At 34.4% G+C, this 19,434-nt stretch carries 9 protein-coding genes; all 9 read left to right on the top strand.

Features of this window, described 5'->3' with window-relative positions; all coding sequences use genetic code 11:
* Positions 1–94: 94 nt before the first annotated feature.
* The gene (locus tag Z053_RS0100665; RefSeq protein WP_025663102.1) at positions 95–1,105 is read left to right on the top strand and encodes an isoaspartyl peptidase/L-asparaginase family protein; all 1,011 of its coding nucleotides are present in this window, start codon (positions 95–97) and stop codon (positions 1,103–1,105) included.
* 93 nt (positions 1,106–1,198) lie between these two features.
* Positions 1,199–3,520 carry a beta-N-acetylhexosaminidase gene (locus tag Z053_RS0100660; RefSeq protein WP_316930154.1) on the top strand — a complete coding sequence of 774 codons (2,322 nt, stop codon included), beginning with the start codon at positions 1,199–1,201 and terminating at the stop codon, positions 3,518–3,520.
* A gap of 25 nt (positions 3,521–3,545) precedes the next feature.
* Positions 3,546–4,898 (top strand): alpha-L-fucosidase, encoded by a 1,353-nt coding sequence (locus Z053_RS0100655; RefSeq protein ID WP_025663100.1) that lies wholly within the window; start codon positions 3,546–3,548, stop codon positions 4,896–4,898.
* Between the two features lie 42 nt (positions 4,899–4,940).
* On the top strand, positions 4,941–7,277 hold the full coding sequence (locus Z053_RS0100650; protein WP_025663099.1) for a GH92 family glycosyl hydrolase: 2,337 nt from the start codon (positions 4,941–4,943) through the stop codon (positions 7,275–7,277).
* A gap of 46 nt (positions 7,278–7,323) precedes the next feature.
* Positions 7,324–9,630 (top strand): GH92 family glycosyl hydrolase, encoded by a 2,307-nt coding sequence (locus Z053_RS0100645; protein ID WP_025663098.1) that lies wholly within the window; start codon positions 7,324–7,326, stop codon positions 9,628–9,630.
* Positions 9,631–9,663: 33 nt separating this feature from the next.
* Positions 9,664–11,148 carry an alpha-L-fucosidase gene (locus Z053_RS0100640; protein WP_035094548.1) on the top strand — a complete coding sequence of 495 codons (1,485 nt, stop codon included), beginning with the start codon at positions 9,664–9,666 and terminating at the stop codon, positions 11,146–11,148.
* A gap of 184 nt (positions 11,149–11,332) precedes the next feature.
* The gene (locus Z053_RS0100635) at positions 11,333–14,470 is read left to right on the top strand and encodes a SusC/RagA family TonB-linked outer membrane protein (RefSeq protein WP_025663096.1); all 3,138 of its coding nucleotides are present in this window, start codon (positions 11,333–11,335) and stop codon (positions 14,468–14,470) included.
* 11 nt (positions 14,471–14,481) lie between these two features.
* Entirely contained in the window at positions 14,482–15,969 is a 1,488-nt protein-coding gene (locus Z053_RS0100630; RefSeq protein ID WP_025663095.1) for a SusD/RagB family nutrient-binding outer membrane lipoprotein, read from the top strand.
* A 95-nt stretch (positions 15,970–16,064) separates the two neighbouring features.
* Positions 16,065–19,421 (top strand): VCBS repeat-containing protein, encoded by a 3,357-nt coding sequence (locus Z053_RS0100625; protein ID WP_025663094.1) that lies wholly within the window; start codon positions 16,065–16,067, stop codon positions 19,419–19,421.
* The last annotated feature ends 13 nt before the right edge of the window (positions 19,422–19,434 follow it).

Here is a 19,434-nt window from a genome sequence, read left to right as displayed (position 1 = left end):
ATGAGCCATAATTATTAGGTTAATACCAACCGATATGATCAATGGTGAATTCCATCTGACAATTAAAAGAACAATAAAAAAAGAACAGATGAAAATTAACACTAAGTATTGCTACGTATCACTTTTTTTAATACTAACAACTTTTGGTTGTAAAACAAATGAAAAAGAAGAGGTAACAGCTGTTATTAAAGAAGAAAAAGAAATTAAAAAGAGTGTAAAGCCCATTGTTATTTCTACCTGGAATCATGGTATTGCAGCCAATGACGAGGCATGGAAAATATTAAGTAAAGGAGGCAATGCATTAGATGCAGTAGAACAAGGAGTACGAGTAACAGAAGCAGATCCAAAAAATCAAAGTGTTGGGATAGGAGGATTTCCTGATAGAGAAGGTAATGTTACTTTGGATGCTTGTATAATGGATCATAATAGCAATTGCGGAGCCGTATCCTTTTTGCAACATATCAAACACCCTATTTCTGTAGCTCGAAAAGTAATGGAGGAAACACCCCATGTTATGTTAACCGGTCAGGGAGCATTGCAATTTGCTTTAGACCAGGGATTTGAAAAAGAAAATTTATTAACTCCAGAAACCAAAAAAGCGTATGAAGAGTGGTTACAGAAATCTAATTATAAACCCGTAATAAATATCGAAAACCATGATACGATAAGTATGCTGGCTTTAGATGAGGATGGAAATATATCAGGAGCTTGTACAACCAGCGGTGCAGCCTGGAAAATGCATGGAAGAGTGGGAGATTCTCCAATAATTGGAGCCGGATTATTTCTGGATAATGAGGTTGGAGCAGCAGCAGCGACCGGCTTAGGAGAAGCTGTTATTCGTACAGCAGGAAGTGCCATGGTTGTAGAATTAATGCGTCAGGGAAAATCTCCTGCCGAAGCTTGTAAAGAAATCGTAGAACGAATCTATAATAAACATAAGAACCATAAAGATATGGAATACCTTCAGGTGGGATTCATAGCTTTAAATAAAAATGGAGAATACGGAGGCTATAGCTTAAGATCAGGCTTTAATTATGCTATAAATGATATAGAGAAAGGAAACAGACTAGAAGATGCAACGTTTAAAATGGCTTGGGAAAACTAGAAATGAAGGTGGTTTTATAGATAATACTAGCTTAGGTCTATCAAAAATAAGTATAACAAGGTGTTCAGATTAAATCAACACAAAAACCATATTATGATGAAACAACTCACAATATTGATCACCATTCTATTGGTATTAGGTTGTAAAACCAATGAAAAGAGAATATATACAGAAGAGGATATTAAAATCATTCCTAAGCCGGAGATGGTTAAAATTAATCCTGGAGTATTCGAATTTAATGAAAATACTAAGTTTTTTATTTCAAATGACATATCCAAAGAACCAATTCATGTCTTAAAAGATAATTTTAAAACAGTAGCAGGATGGGATTTAATAATAACAGAAGAACAGCCAAAAAAGAATTATGTAGCCTTTACGATTGACAAAACCAGTAAACCAGAAACATATGATCTTAAAGTAGATAATAATCATATAGAAATTACGGCAAGTAGCCCATCAGGTTTTTCATATGCAATACAAACAATACGTCAATTGCTACCTCCCAAGATAGACAGCAAAACTAAATTAGAAAATAGAACCTGGGAAATTCCGAATGTAGAAATTAAAGACGGTCCCCGATTTAAGTGGAGGGGCTTAATGTTGGATATTTCTCGTCATTTTTTTGATAAAGAATACATCAAGGAGGTAATTGATGGTTTAGCTATGCATAAGATGAATGTGTTACATCTGCATCTGGTTGATGATCAGGGGTGGCGAATAGAAATAAAAAAATACCCAAAACTTACAAAGGTAGGAGCATGGAGAGTAGATCAGGAGAGCTTACATTGGAATGCCAGACTACCTGTAAAACCAGAAGATAAAGGGACTTATGGAGGTTTTTTAACTCAAGAAGAATTAAAAGAAATAGTTACCTATGCACAATCTAGAAATGTAGAGGTTATACCCGAAATAGAAATGCCCGCTCACATATCTAGTGCGATTGCAGCATACCCACATTTATCATGTTTTGAAAAACCAATAGGAGTGCCTTCTGGTGGAGTTTGGCCAATTACAGATATATACTGCGCAGGAAAAGAAAGTACGTTTACTTTTTTAGAAGATGTATTAGTCGAGGTTATGGAAATATTTCCTTCAAAATATATACATATAGGGGGAGATGAAGCGACCAAAACCAATTGGAAGAAATGCCAGCACTGCCAGAAACGAATAGTAGAAGAAGGATTGCAAAATGAAGAAGAATTACAAAGTTATTTTGTAAAACGAATGGAGAAATTTATAAACTCTCATGGAAAAAAATTAGTAGGTTGGGATGAGATTTTAGAAGGAGGATTAGCTCCAGATGCAACTGTGATGAGTTGGAGAGGCGTAAAAGGTGGACTAGAAGCCGCAGCGCAAGGACATGATGTGGTTATGACACCCGGAACTCATTGCTATTTTGATCATTACCAAGGACCACAAAATGAAGAACCTTTGGCAATAGGCGGATATACACCATTAAGTAAAGTATATCAATTTGATCCTATAGTAGATTCAATGACTGCAGAAGAAGCTGAGCATGTGCTTGGTGGACAAGCAAACTTATGGTCAGAGTATATCCCTACAAAAGAACACTCCCAGTATATGATTTACCCAAGATTAGCTGCCTTATCAGAAGCGGTATGGAGCGCCAAAAACCAGAAAGATTGGGATGATTTTTCAAATAGAATGATCAATATGTTTCAACGGTATGAATTTTTAGGAATTAACTATGCAAAAAGCTCGTATCTAATACGACCAGAAGTCGAGACAAATTTAGAAAAGAAATCAGTTTCATTAACACTACAAAGCGAATATACTGATGCAGATATACGATATGTGTTAAACGATAGTAGACTAGAGGATACTCCTGTTAAATATATGGATCCTATTGTATTAGACCAGACCACAATAGTTAAAGCGTCAATATTTAAAGAGAACAAACCGATTGGTAAAGTATTTCAGGACACTATTGTATTTCATAAAGGAGTAGCCAGTACTGTAGCATATACTATTCCTTATAGTGATCGATATACAGGAACAGGAAAATCTACATTAGTAAATACCTTAAGAGGAACCAAAAATTTTCAGGATGGGCAATGGCAGGCATGGTTAAAGGATGATATGGAAGTTATCATAGATCTTAAAAAAGAAGATACCATAAATCAGGTAATTGTTGGATCAATGGAACATCAAGGCCCGGGAATATATTTTCCTGTTGCAATAGAAGTGTTTACAGGAATAGATAGAAAAGATTTTAAAAAAGCAGGAGAAGTAAAACGATCCTATGCTGATAATGCTACTATTGAATTAAAAGATTTTAAAATTAATGTTGAAGAGCATACTGCAAGATTTATTAAAGTGAAAATAGCAAACTTAAAAGAAAACCCAAGAGGAGGAGATACCTGGTTATTTGTAGATGAAATTTTAATTAACTGATAGATATTAGTTTAAAATAAATCAGATGAAATACATAAGAACAATTTGCATGCTTGTTTTGTTGAGTATTGGAAATTTGATGGTTGCGCAAAACGAAAAACCGACGGAAGAAGAACGATTATCCTGGTTTGAAGATGCCAAACTGGGTATATTCATCCACTGGGGATATTATGGTGTAAACGGAATAGCAGAATCATGGTCCTTATACCATAAAAAAATCTCCTATGAAGAATATATGAAACAAGGCGAAGGGTTTACTGCAAAACATTATGATCCGGTAAAATGGGCTAAACTGTTTAAAAAAATAGGAGCAAAATATGCTGTAATGACGACCAAACATCATGATGGAGTTTCTCTGTGGGACACCCAATACAGTACTCTAAATGTTAAAGAAAAAACACCTGCAAATAGAGATTTGATAGGGCCATATGTCGAAGCACTACGAAAAGAAGGATTAAAAGTAGGATTATACTATTCTTTATGTGATTGGTCGCATCCAGATTATGATGTTGTATTTCCCAGACCAGACACTAAAAATGATTACCCTCAAAAAGGATTGGAGAATTTAACAAGATGGGAACGTTTTGTTAGATTTTATAAAGGACAATTAAAAGAACTCAGTAATCGATATCAACCCGATTTGTATTGGTTTGATGGAGATTGGGAAAAATCAAGTGAAGAATGGAGAGCACAATCCTTAAAAGACTCATTACTATCCTGGAACCCTAAAACCATTGTGAATTCTAGATTAAAAACATATGGAGATTATAGTACTCCAGAACAAGGAATTCCTGTGGTAAGGCCAAAAGGTCCATGGGAATTTTGTATGACCATGAATGATAATTGGGGGTATTTTCCTTCCGATACGAACTACAAGCCATTTTCGCAGATTATTAGAACTTTTGTTGAGGTAATAGCCACAGGAGGAAACTTACTGCTTAATATTGGAATGAAACCAGACGGAACAATTCCTAAAGAACAAGAAGAACGATTAGAAGCACTGGGAAACTGGATTAATACCCATAAAAAAGTTGTTTTTGATACTAAAGCAGGATTGCCATATGGTCACTTTTATGGTCCCACACTCCTAAGTAAGGATACTACAAAATTGTATTTATGTCTGTTTAATGAGCCTAAAAACTATATCTCTTTAAAAGGAATTCAGAATAAAATAAAATCAATTAAAGTAGTCGGAAAAAATCAAGAATTAACTTTTGTTCGAAACGGAGGAGCATCCTGGAACAATATTCCGGGAATTGTAAGAATAGAAGTTCCTAAAAAAGAAAACTTAGATACCTATGTAACTGTTTTGGAAGTAGAATTAGAAGGAGAATTAAAACTGTATCGAGGTCATGGAAATGCTGTAGAATTAAATTAACAATAGATGATATAGCAGATTAATATATAAAAGAAATAAAAGATGAAAGCTAGACGAATATGGAGTTGCCTGATAGTGATATCAATACTATCCTGTAAAGAACAAAATATAGAAAAGACAGAAAGTAAAGAAACCGTTCTAGCACAGAGTTTGGTAGATTATGTGAACCCATTAATGGGAACTGACTCAGCTTTTGACTTATCTAATGGTAATACCTACCCTGCAATTGCTACTCCTTGGGCGATGAATTTCTGGACACCCATGACTTCAAAAATGGGCGATGGATGGACCTATAAATATGATGAGAATAAATTAAGAGGAATAAAACAGACGCATCAGCCAAGTCCCTGGATCAATGATTATGCAGCATTTTCAGTAATGGCCATAACAGGAGATCTTAAGTATAAAGAAGATGAAAGAGCCTCATGGTTTTCTCATAAAGCAGAAACCGTAAAACCATATTACTATAAGGTATATTTGGCAGATTATGATGTGGTGGCAGAAGTTGCTCCTACCGAAAGAGCAGCACATTTTAAATTCACTTTCCCCAAAGCAGATCAATCCTATATTATGTTGGATGCCTTTTTTAAAGGTTCTATGGTAAAAATTATCCCAGAAGAACGTAAGATAATAGGATATTGTAGAAATAATAGTGGAGGGGTTCCAGATAATTTTCATAATTATTTTGTGGCCGAATTTGATAAAGATTTTAACATCAATCATACCTGGGGAGAGGATTGGAAATTGGTAGAAAATTCAAAAGAAAATGAAGGAGAGCATGTAGGGGCTATAATAGGTTTTGAAACTAAAAAAGGAGAAACGGTACATGTAAAAGTAGCATCATCCTTTATTAGCCCAGAACAAGCACAATTAAATTTAAACAGAGAAGTAGGAAACGATACATTCCAACAAACTCAAATAAAGGCAAAAAAAGCCTGGGAAAAAGAATTACGTAAAATTAAGATCGAAGATGATAATTCTGATCATATCAAAACTTTTTATTCCTGTCTATATAGAGTGTTGCTCTTTCCAAGGAAGTTCTATGAATTCAATGAAAAGAATGAAGTAGTACATTATAGCCCATATAATGGGAAAGTGTTGCCAGGTTATATGTTTACAGATAATGGGTTTTGGGATACTTTCAGAGCAGTATTTCCTTTTTTCAACATGATGTATCCCGAATTGAATAGCCAGATAATGGAAGGGTTAGCAAATACCTATAAAGAATCAGGGTGGCTCCCCGAATGGGCTAGTCCGGGACATAGAGATTGCATGATTGGTTCTAACTCTGCACCCATAATAGCAGACGCATTTTTAAAAGAAATTCCTAATATGGATGTAGAAACCTTATTCGAAGCGATCCTCAAAAATGCAACAACATCAGAAGGGCGTCCCTTATCTAATGGTAAAGAAATACGTTCTGTAGGAAGAGAAGGGATTGATTATTATAACAAATTGGGATATGTCCCTTATGATGTTAATATCAACGAAAATGCAGCAAGAACATTAGAATATGCATATGCAGATTTTACCATTGCTAAAATGGCAGAAAAACTAGGAAAAAAAGAGATCGCAAAAACATTCTATGAGCGATCTAAAAACTATAAAAATTTGTTTGACCCTACTACTAAATTAATGAGAGGTAAGAACGAAGATGGTAGTTTTCAATCCCCTTTTAACCCTTTAAAATGGGGAGATGCCTTTACCGAGGGCAATAGTTTGCATTATACATGGTCTGTTTTTCATGATATAGAAGGTCTGATTCAATTGATGGGAGGGAAACCTGAATTCGAAAAGCAATTGGATCATGTGTTTAATATGCCGCCAGAATTCGATGCTTCCTACTATGGATTTACAATCCATGAAATTAGAGAAATGCAAATTGTAAATATGGGAAACTATGCCCACGGAAATCAACCTATCCAGCATATGATTTACCTCTATAATTATGCTAATGTTGCGTATAAAACTCAGGAAAAAATACGAGAAGTATTAACTAAACTGTATTCTGCAACACCAGATGGATACTGTGGAGATGAGGATAATGGTCAAACCTCTGCCTGGTATGTTTTTAGTGCTTTAGGGTTTTATCCGGTTACTCCGGGAGTGAATCAATATGTAATAGGAAGTCCATTGTTTAAGAAAGCTACAATTACATTAGAAAATGGAAATGAATTTGTAATTAATGCTCCAGAAAATAATCAGGAGAATGTTTACATCCAATCAGCTTTGTTAAACGGAGAAACATATCATAATAGTTATTTGGATTATGAAGTAATTCAGCAGGGAGGCCGTTTAGATTTCAAAATGACCAATACTCCAAATAAAGATTGGGCCAACTCAAATGAAGAAGTTCCCTATTCTTTAAGTAAGGAATAGATTAATTTAAAATAGACCTTCAGGTATTACATAAAAATAAGAGAAGATGAATAGTATTATTTTTAAAAAGATATATTTTTTGAAACTATGGATAATAATTACCCTATTGTTTTTCTCTTGTCAAAAGGAAACTAAAGTAGAAAAGACAACAGAAAATAATAGTACTGAAAAACTGTCAATTGATGTGACAAAGTATGTAAACCCGTTTATCGGAACCTCAAATTTTGGAACAACCAATCCGGGGCCAATTGCTGTACGAGGAATGGCAAGTGTATCCCCTTTTAATGTAGCAGGAAAACAAAATCTTCCTTTAGAAAAAGATAGCCGTTGGTTTTCTACACCTTATGTTCACGAAAATAAGTATTTAACAGGTTTTAGTCACGTAAATCTTAGCGGAGTAGGATGCCCTGAATTGGGTGTGATTCTCACAATGCCAACCACAGGAGCAATTAAAACTGATCATTCTTTATATGGTAGTACTTATTCTAATGAAGTTGCAGAAGTAGGCTATTATTCTAATATGCTGGATAAGTATACTATTAAAGTAGAGACAACAGCTACGACCAGAACAGGGGTAAGCAAATATACTTTTCCAAAGGGAGAATCTAATATAATACTCAATTTGGGATTAGGGCTTACCAATGAACAAGGTGGAATGATCAAAATAGTATCTTCAACAGAAATAGAAGGAATACGTACTGTAGGGTCATTTTGTTATTATAAACCAGAAGAAGCATATCCAGTGTATTTTGTAGCTCGATTTTCTAGACCAGCAGATGAATTTGGAGTATGGAAAAAACCAAAGAAATACAAGGGGGTTGAAGCGCAGTGGATGGGGTATAATGGAAAAGAAAGAATAAAGAAAGGATACACAAAAGAAGCAGTAGGAGATAGTATTGGAGGGTATATGAAATATCATTTTGAAGCCCCAACACAGGTAGAAATGAAAGTAGGAATCTCGTATGTAAGTATAGCGAATGCCAGAGAAAACCTGGAAAAAGAAACTTCAGATAAGACTTTTGATCAAATTAGACAAGAAACCAGGGAAAACTGGAATCAATACTTGTCAAAAATTGAAGTAGAAGGAGGAAAAAAAGAGGATAAAGTAAAATTCTATACAGCCCTATATCATACGCTTATACATCCAAATACTCTGAATGATGTAAATGGAGAATACCCTAAAATGAAAACCAGGGAGACTTTAAAAACAGAAGGAACGCGATATACTGTTTTTTCACTTTGGGATACCTATCGAAATTTACATCAATTGATGAGTCTAGTATATCCAAAACAACAATCAGATATGATCAAGAGCATGTTGCAGATTTATGATGAAACAGGATGGCTGCCTAAGTGGGAATTAAATGCAACAGAAACAACAACCATGGTTGGAGATCCGGCAGGAATTATTATTGCAGATACTTATCTAAAAGGAATTAAGGATTTTAATATTGAAAAAGCATATGAAGCTATGCTCAAAAGTGCAGATCAATTGGATGATAACCCACTACGTCCCGGTATCAAAGATTATATCGAAAAGGGATATCTTACCACAAAAACAACTAATAGCGGATCGGTATCTACAACACAAGAATATAATATCACAGATTTTGCCATAGCACAGCTAGCCAAAGAACTGGGAAAAGAAGAAGATTACCTGCGTTTTTCAAAACGATCATTAACATACAAGAGTCTATTTGATAAAGAATTCAATTTATTACGACCTAAAAATGATGATGGAAGCTGGCTATCTCCATATAATCCTGATACCGGAGCTAATTTTGTAAAAAACCCTGGGTTTATAGAAGGAAATGCATGGCAATATACTTTTATGGTTCCACACGATATCTCTGGATTAAAAAAACTTATGGGGGGTGATCAACCATTTTTAGAGCAATTACAGAAAGTTTTTGATAATAAGCAATACGACATGGCAAATGAGCCAGATATAGCATACCCTTTTTTGTTTAATTATATAAGAGGAGAAGAATGGAAAACACAAAAAACAGTTAATGAGCTCTTAGAAACGTATTATAAAAATACTCCGGGTGGGTTACCAGGAAATGATGATACAGGTACTATGTCGGCCTGGGCTATATTTTCGATGATAGGGATATACCCAGTTTCACCAGCGCAACCGATATATACGTTTTGTACTCCAAAATTTGATAAAATCACAATTCATTTAAATAGAGAATATTATAACAATGATAAGATCGTAATCACTTCTAATACTCCCAAAAAAGAAGCTTTTATTAATACCATATTAGTGAATGAAAAAGCACATGAGAGTTATTTTATCTCACATCAGGAATTAATTAATCGAGGAAGACTGCAGTTTATTTTGAAATAAATAAGATTGACCATTTATTATAAATTCTAATACATGAAAGATATTAATTCAAGTTTTTTAGTAGTTTGGGTAGTTTTGATTTTTGTACAGAATAGCATGGCTCAAGCGATTTATGAGGAAGAACGTTATGTTCCTGAAACAGATACTGTAGTGCTTAAAAAACTGGAAGAATGGCAAGATCTCAAATTTGGGCTGCTAATGCATTGGGGAACATACAGTCAATGGGGAATTGTAGAATCATGGTCGTTATGCCCCGAAGAATATGAATGGTGTGAGCGTAAAAAAGGAACTAATCCCAATGATTACAATAGTTATAAAAAAGAATACGAAGGACTAAAAGAAACATTTAACCCTATTAATTTCGATCCTGAGAAGTGGGCAAAAGCAGCTAAGAATGCGGGGATGAAATATGTGATTTTTACTACAAAACATCATGACGGATTCTCAATGTTTGACTCGAAGTATACCAATTATAAAATAACAGATTCTAAAACTCCTTTTTCTAAAAACCCTAAAGCTAATATTACCAGGGAGATTTTTGATGCTTTTAGAAAAGAGACATTCTGGACGGGAGCTTATTTTTCAAAACCAGATTGGAACCATGAGAATTATTGGGATCCATATTTTCCGCCAAAAGACAGAAATGTAAATTATGAGCCCGAAGCATATCCCAAAAAATGGAGCAAGTATATTGATTTTACACATAATCAAATTTTAGAATTGCTTACAGACTATGGAAAAGTAGATATTTTGTGGCTAGATGGTGGATGGGTAGCTAAAACCTCAAAATCAGAAATTACAAGTTGGTACGACAAACAATTAGTCAATAAAAAAAATGGCTACTTAAAACATCGTATAGTAAATCAGGATATCAAAATGGACGAACTAGTGGTTAAAGCCAGAAAAAAACAACCTGGATTAATAGTCGTTGATCGGGCTGTTCACGGAAAAAACCAAAATTATTTGACTCCCGAGAATAGAGTTCCTAAAAGTCCACTTCCATACCCATGGGAGTCTTGTATCATATCGGGTGGTGGGTGGTCCTGGACACCAGATGCAAAATATATGACAGGGAGAGAAGCAATACATACATTGGTAAATATTGTAGCAAAAGGAGGAAATCTATTATTAAATATAGCTCCCAATGCTATGGGAGAATGGGATGAAGGTGCTTACACACTACTTGAAGAAATTGGCAAATGGATGAACGTAAATAATGAAGCCATTTACAATACAAGATCTATACCTCCCTACAAATTTGAGAACATTTGCATCACAAAGAAAAGAGATGGAACAGTCTACCTCATCTACCTAATAGAAGAGACTAAAACCGAGATACCTTCCAAAATTATATTCTCTGGATATGTACCTTCAGATAAAGCGAAACTAAAACTACTTGGGTTCGATATTCCTTTAAAATGGATAAGGAAAGGTAATACCATAGAAATAGACATTCCCAAAAAAATGAAAACCAAACTTTTGAATACCCTCGCTTTTGTAGTAAAGATTAACGAATAAAGTAACTCGTTTGGCGCTATAATTTTTAAAAAACATGCCGTGTTAAGCCACTTCTTTTATAAATCAATTCGATGTTATTTAACCTTTTTGAGTTGTCATTGATCGAAAAATTTATATAAAAAATTAACATTAGAGTAACATTTGTACTGTCGATATAGAAATAAATTAACTAAAAGAAGATAGTATGATTGATAAATTACTGATTTTTTTAACAATTGTGTTGTGTTTATCAAGTAGTGTAACATTAGCGCAAAATAAAAAAACCGTTTCTGGTATTGTAACGGGTGAAGACGGGATACCTCTGGTTGGGGTGAATGTAATTGAAAAAGGAACATCTAATGGTACATCAACAGATTTTGATGGAAATTATACTGTTGTAGTTTCAGACTCATCGGGTATTCTAATATTTTCTTCTCTTGGATTTGAAGGAAAAGAAATTGCTATAAATGGGAAAGCAAATATAAACGTAACATTAGCCACAGATTCTGAACAACTAGGAGAAGTAGTAGTAACAGCTTTAGGAATAAAGAAAACCACTAAAGCTCTAGGGTATTCTTTAACCGAGGTTGGAGGAGAAGAGTTATCTACAATTAAATTTACCAATGCGGTTAATTCATTACAAGGAAAAGTTGCCGGAGTTAATGTTACTCAAAACTCAACTGGTGCAGCCGGTTCGAGTAGAGTAATCATTCGAGGTTCAAGTTCATTAACTGGAAATAATCAACCTTTATACGTTGTTGATGGTATTCCGATTAGTAATAATAATAATGGATCTGCTGGTTTATGGGGAGGTTCGGATGGAGGAGACGGTATTTCTAGTATCAATCCCGACGATATTGAATCTGTAAGTGTATTAAAAGGAGGAGCTGCTTCAGCTTTATATGGCTCGAGAGCCGCAGGAGGAGTTATTATAGTGACAACAAAATCAGGGAAAGAGCAAAAAGGTTTTGGAGTAGAAATTAGTAGCTCTGTAACATTTGATAAAGTAGATACCTCATTACAGGATTTTCAGACCGAATATGGCCAGGGTAGGCGAGCAGCCAAACCAGTAAATCAGGAAGAGGCATTGGATGTAGGTCTATCTTCATGGGGAGAACGATTAGATGGTTCTAGTGTTATACAATGGGATGGTGTATCTAGACCATATTCATATGTCGGTAATAATTTAGATCATTTTTACAGAACAGGAACGACATATATTAATTCTGTTGCATTAACAAATGGAGGAGATAATTTCAATTATAGATTTTCTGCTTCTGACCTATCTAATAATGATATCACTCCAAATTCTGGATTGAATAGAAAAACGTTTTCATTGAATTCTGGTGCGGTTATGGCTGAAAAACTTACGACTCAGGTAAATGTAAAGTATGTTGTAGAGAAAGTAATGAATAGGCCTCGTTTGTCTGATGCCCCAGGAAATGGAAACTTTACAGTATCTAATTTATCTCCAAATGTAGATGTTAGGTTTATGAATCCAGGAGCAAATGAAGATTTAACAGAACGACAATATTCGTCAAATACGTTTTCTCAAAACCCATACTTTGCCGCTTATAATTTTAGAAATGAAGACACAAAAAATAGAATTATAGCTTCTACATCGTTACGATATGATATTCTTGATTGGTTCTATGTTTCTGGTAGAGCAGGAGTAGATCACTACACAATTAGAAGAACTGCAGTAGAGCCTTTCGGAACCGCATATAAACCATTAGGAGGTATAGAAGAGAGAGAAATTAGATATAGTCAAATTGATGCAGATTTAATACTTGGAGTAGAAAAAAATATAACAGACAGGCTAGCTACAAATATTTTTATCGGGGCAAATGGGAATAGTGTCTCTCAGGAAACAAAAATACTTAGAGGTAATGATTTTATAGTACCAGGATTAGAGCAATTTGGGAATACCGTTAATCAATCCTCGGAAAATATTTTTGGGGCCAACAGGGACAATCCTGGTAATGGAAAACGGAAAATAGGATCGTTATATGGATCTGTTGAATTCTCTTACGATAGCTTTGCTTACTTAACTTTTACAGGAAGAAATGATTGGTTTTCTACATTATCATTTCCAGGAAAAACAACTCCAAATGATGATTTCTATTCTTCTGTAAGTGCAAGTTTTATCTTATCGGAAGCATTAGAGTTACCCGAAAAAATTAATTTCTTAAAGCTAAGAGCAGGGTATTCAAAAGTAGCAGGAGGAGCACAAGATCCATATCAATTGGCCTTGACATATGAGATTTTTGGACAAGGGCATCAGGGACAACCTCTGGGAGCCATAGCAGGAGATCAGGTGCCAAATGCTAATCTGGTAGCATTTAATAAAAGTGAATTTGAAGTAGGTCTAGACGCAAGATTCTTTAATAATAGACTGTCATTTGATATTGCATATTATAATAATGAAACAACCAATGATATAGTTCCGGTAGGTACTTCTGTATTTTCAGGATATTCAAGAGCTTTGGCAAATATTGGAGAAGTAGAAAATAAAGGAATTGAATTTTTAATATCAGGAACACCTATAAAAACGGAAAATTTCAGTTGGGAAACTAGTATCAATGGAGCCCATAACTCAGGAAAAGTAATAGCAACCAACGAGGATGAGGGAGAAATTAGCCTGGGAGAACCCAGGTCGAGAAATGTCGAAATCAAACAAATCGTAGGAGAAGCATATGGAACCATTTTTGGCGTATCCTATGTGAGAGATGATAATGGAAACATAGTGTATGAAATTGATGGTGATGGTGTTCCACTAGCACAAAGAGGAGAGCGAAAAATTCTTGGAGAAGGAGTTCCTCCTTTAACACTAGGGTTTACAAATACAATTACCTATAAGAATCTAATATTGAACTTTTTGATCGATGGTAAGTTCGGTGGGCAGATTTTTTCCGGAACTAATACAGTTACTTATGGAAACGGATTACATAAAGGTACTCTGGCTGGTAGAGAAAATGGATTGACCGTTACAGGTGTAAATGCAGAAACCGGAGAGCAATTTACCACCACAGTGGCTCCAGAGGATTTACAAACCTATTACGGTAGAATTAGTCAAATAGCAGAAGAATTTGTTGAGGATTCAGATTATATAAAATTCAGACAATTGAGTTTAGGATATAGTTTTCCTGATAAGTTGCTAGATAATACTTTTTTAGATAGTGCTACGATTTCTGTGATAGGTTCTAACCTATTCTATATCATGCGAACAGTAGATAATATAGATCCAGAAAGTGCTTATAATGTAGGTAATGCACAAGGTCTTGAATATTTTGGACTTCCTTCTACCAGAAGCTACGGATTAAATGTGAATTTAAAGTTTTAAAAAAAAGAATCATGAAAAAATCAATTTATATAATATTCTTGACAATACTATTGGGTTCATGTGATCAAGGTTTTGAGGAATTAAATGTTGACCCTACTAAACCAACACAAGTAAGTGTAGTAAATAAATTATCTGCTACACAACTATACACATCTGGAGAAAGATATGAGAATTGGAGAGCAAACCTAATTTACTGCTCTACCATGATGCAGCATATGTCTACAACTGCGAGTTACTGGGCTGGAGATAAATACACTTTAAACGAAGGGTATGCCTCTTCAATGATTGACAGGATTTATGGGAATGCTGTAAAAACATTAGAAGATATGTTAATCCAATTAGAAGAGGAAGGACATCCCGAAGAGATGAAAGCGATCACCAGGATACAGCGTGTTTTTGTATTTCATCGATTAACAGATTTGCACGGAGATATTCCATATAGTGAAGCTGGTAAAGCTTTTTTAGAAGGAATACTGAAACCAAAATATGATGCGCAAAGTGAAATTTATGCTGATATGTTAAAAGAACTGGAAGAGTCTGCTGCTGCTTTGGGCACTGGTACTTCAGGTTTTGGATCAGGAGATTTAATGTTTAACGGGGATCAGGAAAAGTGGAAAAAATTTGCTTATTCTATGATGTTACGTTTAGGATTACGATTGATTAAAGCAGACCCTGCAGCTTCTCAAGAATGGGTCACAAAGGCTATTGCAGGAGGTGTTATGACATCTAATGCTGATATCGCTTATATTCAGCATACAACAGGTCCCGAAGGTATTAACAAAAATGGAATCGGAGAGGTTTTTACTGCAGATGGAAACCCTCGTTTGAGTAAAACATTTGTAGATTTCTTAACCGGAGACCCGAGATTACCAATTCTTGGAGCACGAAGAAGTGATGAAAGTACAGATCCGGCAGACCAAAAAGGACTACCTAATGGATTAGATGCTAGCTTGCTAATGGCATTAACAGGAGAAGAAGACACAGATGCTTATACAGAACCTAATAGAAATATTATTACAGGAGAAGATGCCCCAATGTTTTTCCAAACTTATGCAGAAGTTGAATTTATGTTAGCAGAAGCAGCACATCGATGGGGTCTTGCAGGAGGTGATCCCGAATCCCATTATAATGCAGGAGTAAGAGCAGCTATGAAAATGTTAGAATTATATGGTACAGCAGGAGCAATTGCAGATGCAGATATAGATCAATATTTAATTGATAATCCTTTTGTTGTGGCCAATGCCTTAGAGCAAATCAATACACAATATTGGGCAGCAACATTTTTAAATGAATATGAAGCATTTGCAAACTGGAGAAGAACAGGGTATCCCGTATTAACTCCGGTTAATTACCCTGGAAATGTTACCAATGGAACAATACCTAGAAGATTAACATACGCTGTTAGTGAACAAAGTAATAATACCGAAAATTACAACGCAGCAATATCAAGACAAGGGCCAGATGTATTAACCACAAGAGTGTGGTGGGATAAGGAATAGTTTATGTGTTTTTTTTGAACCCTTTTGTCGCCCAAAATCGATGAGGGGGAAATTAATTTCCCCTTCATTTTTTTGAGAAATATACTTATGATGAAATGAAAAATGGTAATTTATACTTGTATTGTGTACCTGTTATTATAATAGTGTTTCTTCTTTTTTATGGGAAAAAAGAAGTGAAAGATAATAGTATACAGAAAAGATTCTCGATACTAGATTCTTCTCATAGTGGAGTGACTTTTTCAAATACGATAAAAGATACCAAAGAAAGAAATATATTGAAATATGCTAATTTTTATGGAGGTGCTGGAGTTGGAGTTGGCGATTTTAATAATGATGGCTTACAGGATTTATATTTTGCAGGAAATATGGTCCCTGATAAAGTATATTTTAATCAAGGAAATCTTGTTTTTAAAGATGTAACCCAACAAGTAGGAGTAAAAGATGATGGTGGTTGGTCTACAGGAGTAACTATTGCAGATGTTAATAATGATGGATATGTTGATGTTTATGTAAGTAGAGAACTCTATGATGATAAACCAGAATGGAGAACTAATTTATTGTATATTAATAATGGAGATGGAACTTTTATAGAATCTGCGACTAAATATGGTATTGCAGATTCTCAACGAACCAGACACGCTACGTTTTTAGATTATGATAAAGATGGTCTACTAGATTTACTTTTATTAACACAACCTCCTAATCCAGGGAGTTATTCAGATTATTTTGGAACAAAGCTACTTCGACCAGAGTATCATATCAAATTACTAAAGAATACAGGAAAAGAAGCCTTTGTAGAGGTAACAGAAGCGGCAGGACTCATGCGAACAGGTTTCCCCAATGCTGTATCTGCCAGTGATATCAATAATGATGGATGGACAGATATTTACATAGCAAACGATTTTTACGCACCAGATTTTCTTTTTGTAAATAATAAGGATGGCACTTTTACTAATCAGGCTGATTATGCCTTAAATCATATGTCTTATTATAGTATGGGGGTAGATATTGCAGATATTAATAATGATGGCTTATTAGATGTTTTTGTAGTAGATATGGTGTCTGAGGATAATTTTCGATCTAAATCAAATATGAGCGGGATGAATCCAAAAGCTTTTCAGAAAGTAGTAAAAAATGGAGGACACTACCAGTATATGTACAATACTGTTCAACTCAATAACGGGAATTCAACTTTTAGTGATGTTGCTCAGCTAACAAATATGGCAGCTACAGATTGGAGTTGGGCCAATCTTATTGCAGATTTTGATAACGACGGACTAAAAGATGTATATGTTACAAATGGATTGCTACGTGACATTCGTAATACCGATGCAGATAAAAAAGTTGGAGAATTTGTTATTGAAACAGCAAATGAATGGATAAAGAAAAACCCAAATGCAGGAGAAATTAGTATTTGGGAAATACTGGATTTGGATAAGGCGCTATCCCTAATACCATCACAACCATTACAAAATTATGTATTTAAAAACTATGGAGATCTAAAATTTAAAAAAGTTATAAATGAATGGGGGCTAGATCAAGAATCTTTTTCAAATGGAGCCGCTTATGCCGATTTTGATAACGATGGTGACTTAGATATTGTGGTGAATAATATCAATGAAGAAGCATTTATATATCGCAATAATTCTGAGAAAATACCAACATCTAATTTCCTTAGAATTCAATTGTCAGACAAAGAAGGAAAACCTGTTTTTGGAACCAGGATACAATTATATTGTGATGGTAATGTGCAAACCCAGGAGACCACTAATGTTAGAGGAATTTATTCGACCAGTGATCCTTTAGTGCATTTTGGAGTGGGTAATCATGAAAAAATAGATAGCCTAATCGTTACCTGGCCAAATGGTCGTAAAACGATACAAAAAAATATTTCAGCAAATACAGTATTACAATTAGAAATGAACAATGCTTCTGCTAAGGATATTAGTAGAGTAGATATGCATAAAGAGAATTTTTTATTTACCGAAAACACCTCATCGTTTGGGATTGATTTTAAGCATGAGGAAAATGTATTTAATGATTATACGAATCAATTACTATTACCACATAAACTATCTCAGTTCGGGCCAGCTATGGCAGTGGGAGATGTTAATAATGATGGTTTAGAAGATGTATTTCTAGGAGGAGCTACAGGGTTTGATGCAGAGCTTTATATTCAAAATAAAGAAAAGACATTTGTTAGAAGTGATAAAAATTTCTGGAAAAAAGAAAATGCTTACGAAGATGTAGATGCAATTTTTGCAGATGTAAATGGAGATAAATTTCTGGATTTATATGTGGTAAGTGGTGGTAATGAATATCCAAAAAATGATCCTCATTATATAGATCGATTATATCTTAATGACGGAAAAGGAAATTTCTCTAAAGGAGCAATTCTTAATGTAAATCGTCATAGTGGATCAAAAGTAATAGCCGAAGATTATGATAAAGACGGTGATATAGATTTTTTTATAGGAGGAAGAGTTATACCTCATCAATATCCTATGCCAGCCACAAGCATGCTTTTAAATAATGAAAATGGTCAGTTGATAAACGTTACAGATAAGATAGCTCCAGAATTAAAGAACATTGGGATGGTAACAGATGCAGTATGGGCCGATTATGATAATGACAATGATATCGATCTTATACTCGTAGGAGAATGGATGCCCATTACTTTATTTAAAAATGAAGATGGTAAATTTTATAAAGAGACTAATGAGAGTTTAAAAAACTCATCAGGATGGTGGTTTAGTATCGAAAAAGGAGATTTTGATAATGATGGTGATATAGATTTTATAGCAGGTAATATAGGTCTAAATTATAAATATAAAACATCCAAAAAAGCTCCTTTTGATATCTATTATGATGATTTTGATAATAATGGTAGCAATGACATAGTTTTGGGATATTACAATAAAAATAAGCACTATCCATTAAGGGGATTTTCATGTTCGGCAGAACAAATACCTCTTCTTAAAAAGGAGATTGGCAAGTATGATTTATTTGCGTCTTTAGAGATAAACCAAGTTTATGGTGAAAAAAAATTACAAGGGGCATTACACTATAAAACAGAAACTTTTGCTTCTTCTTATATCGAAAACTTAGGTAAAGGAGAGTATAAGATTTCACCTTTACCATACCAGGCGCAGTTTTCGAGTATTAATGATATCATGGTTGAAGATTTCAATAAAGATGGTCATCTGGATGCATTAATGGTTGGAAATTTATTTGTGTCAGAAATAGAAACGCCAAGAAATGATGCAGGGACAGGAGTATTAATGTTGGGAGATGGTAAGGGCAATTTTTCTGCTTTATTAGGAAAAGAAAGCGGTTTTTTTACTAGAAAAGATGCTAAAAAAATTGAAATACTTAATGATAAGAATAGTAAGAAAGTATTAATAGCAAATAATGATGGGATACTTCAGTCCTTTATTCTAAAAAATAATTAAAATAACTTAAGAA

It is taken from the genome of Aquimarina megaterium XH134 (genome assembly GCF_000520975.1).
Taxonomy (GTDB): Bacteria; Bacteroidota; Bacteroidia; order Flavobacteriales; family Flavobacteriaceae; genus Aquimarina; species Aquimarina megaterium.
The sequence above is the reverse complement of the archived record's forward strand: the minus strand, read 5'-3'. Positions and strand labels throughout refer to the sequence as shown.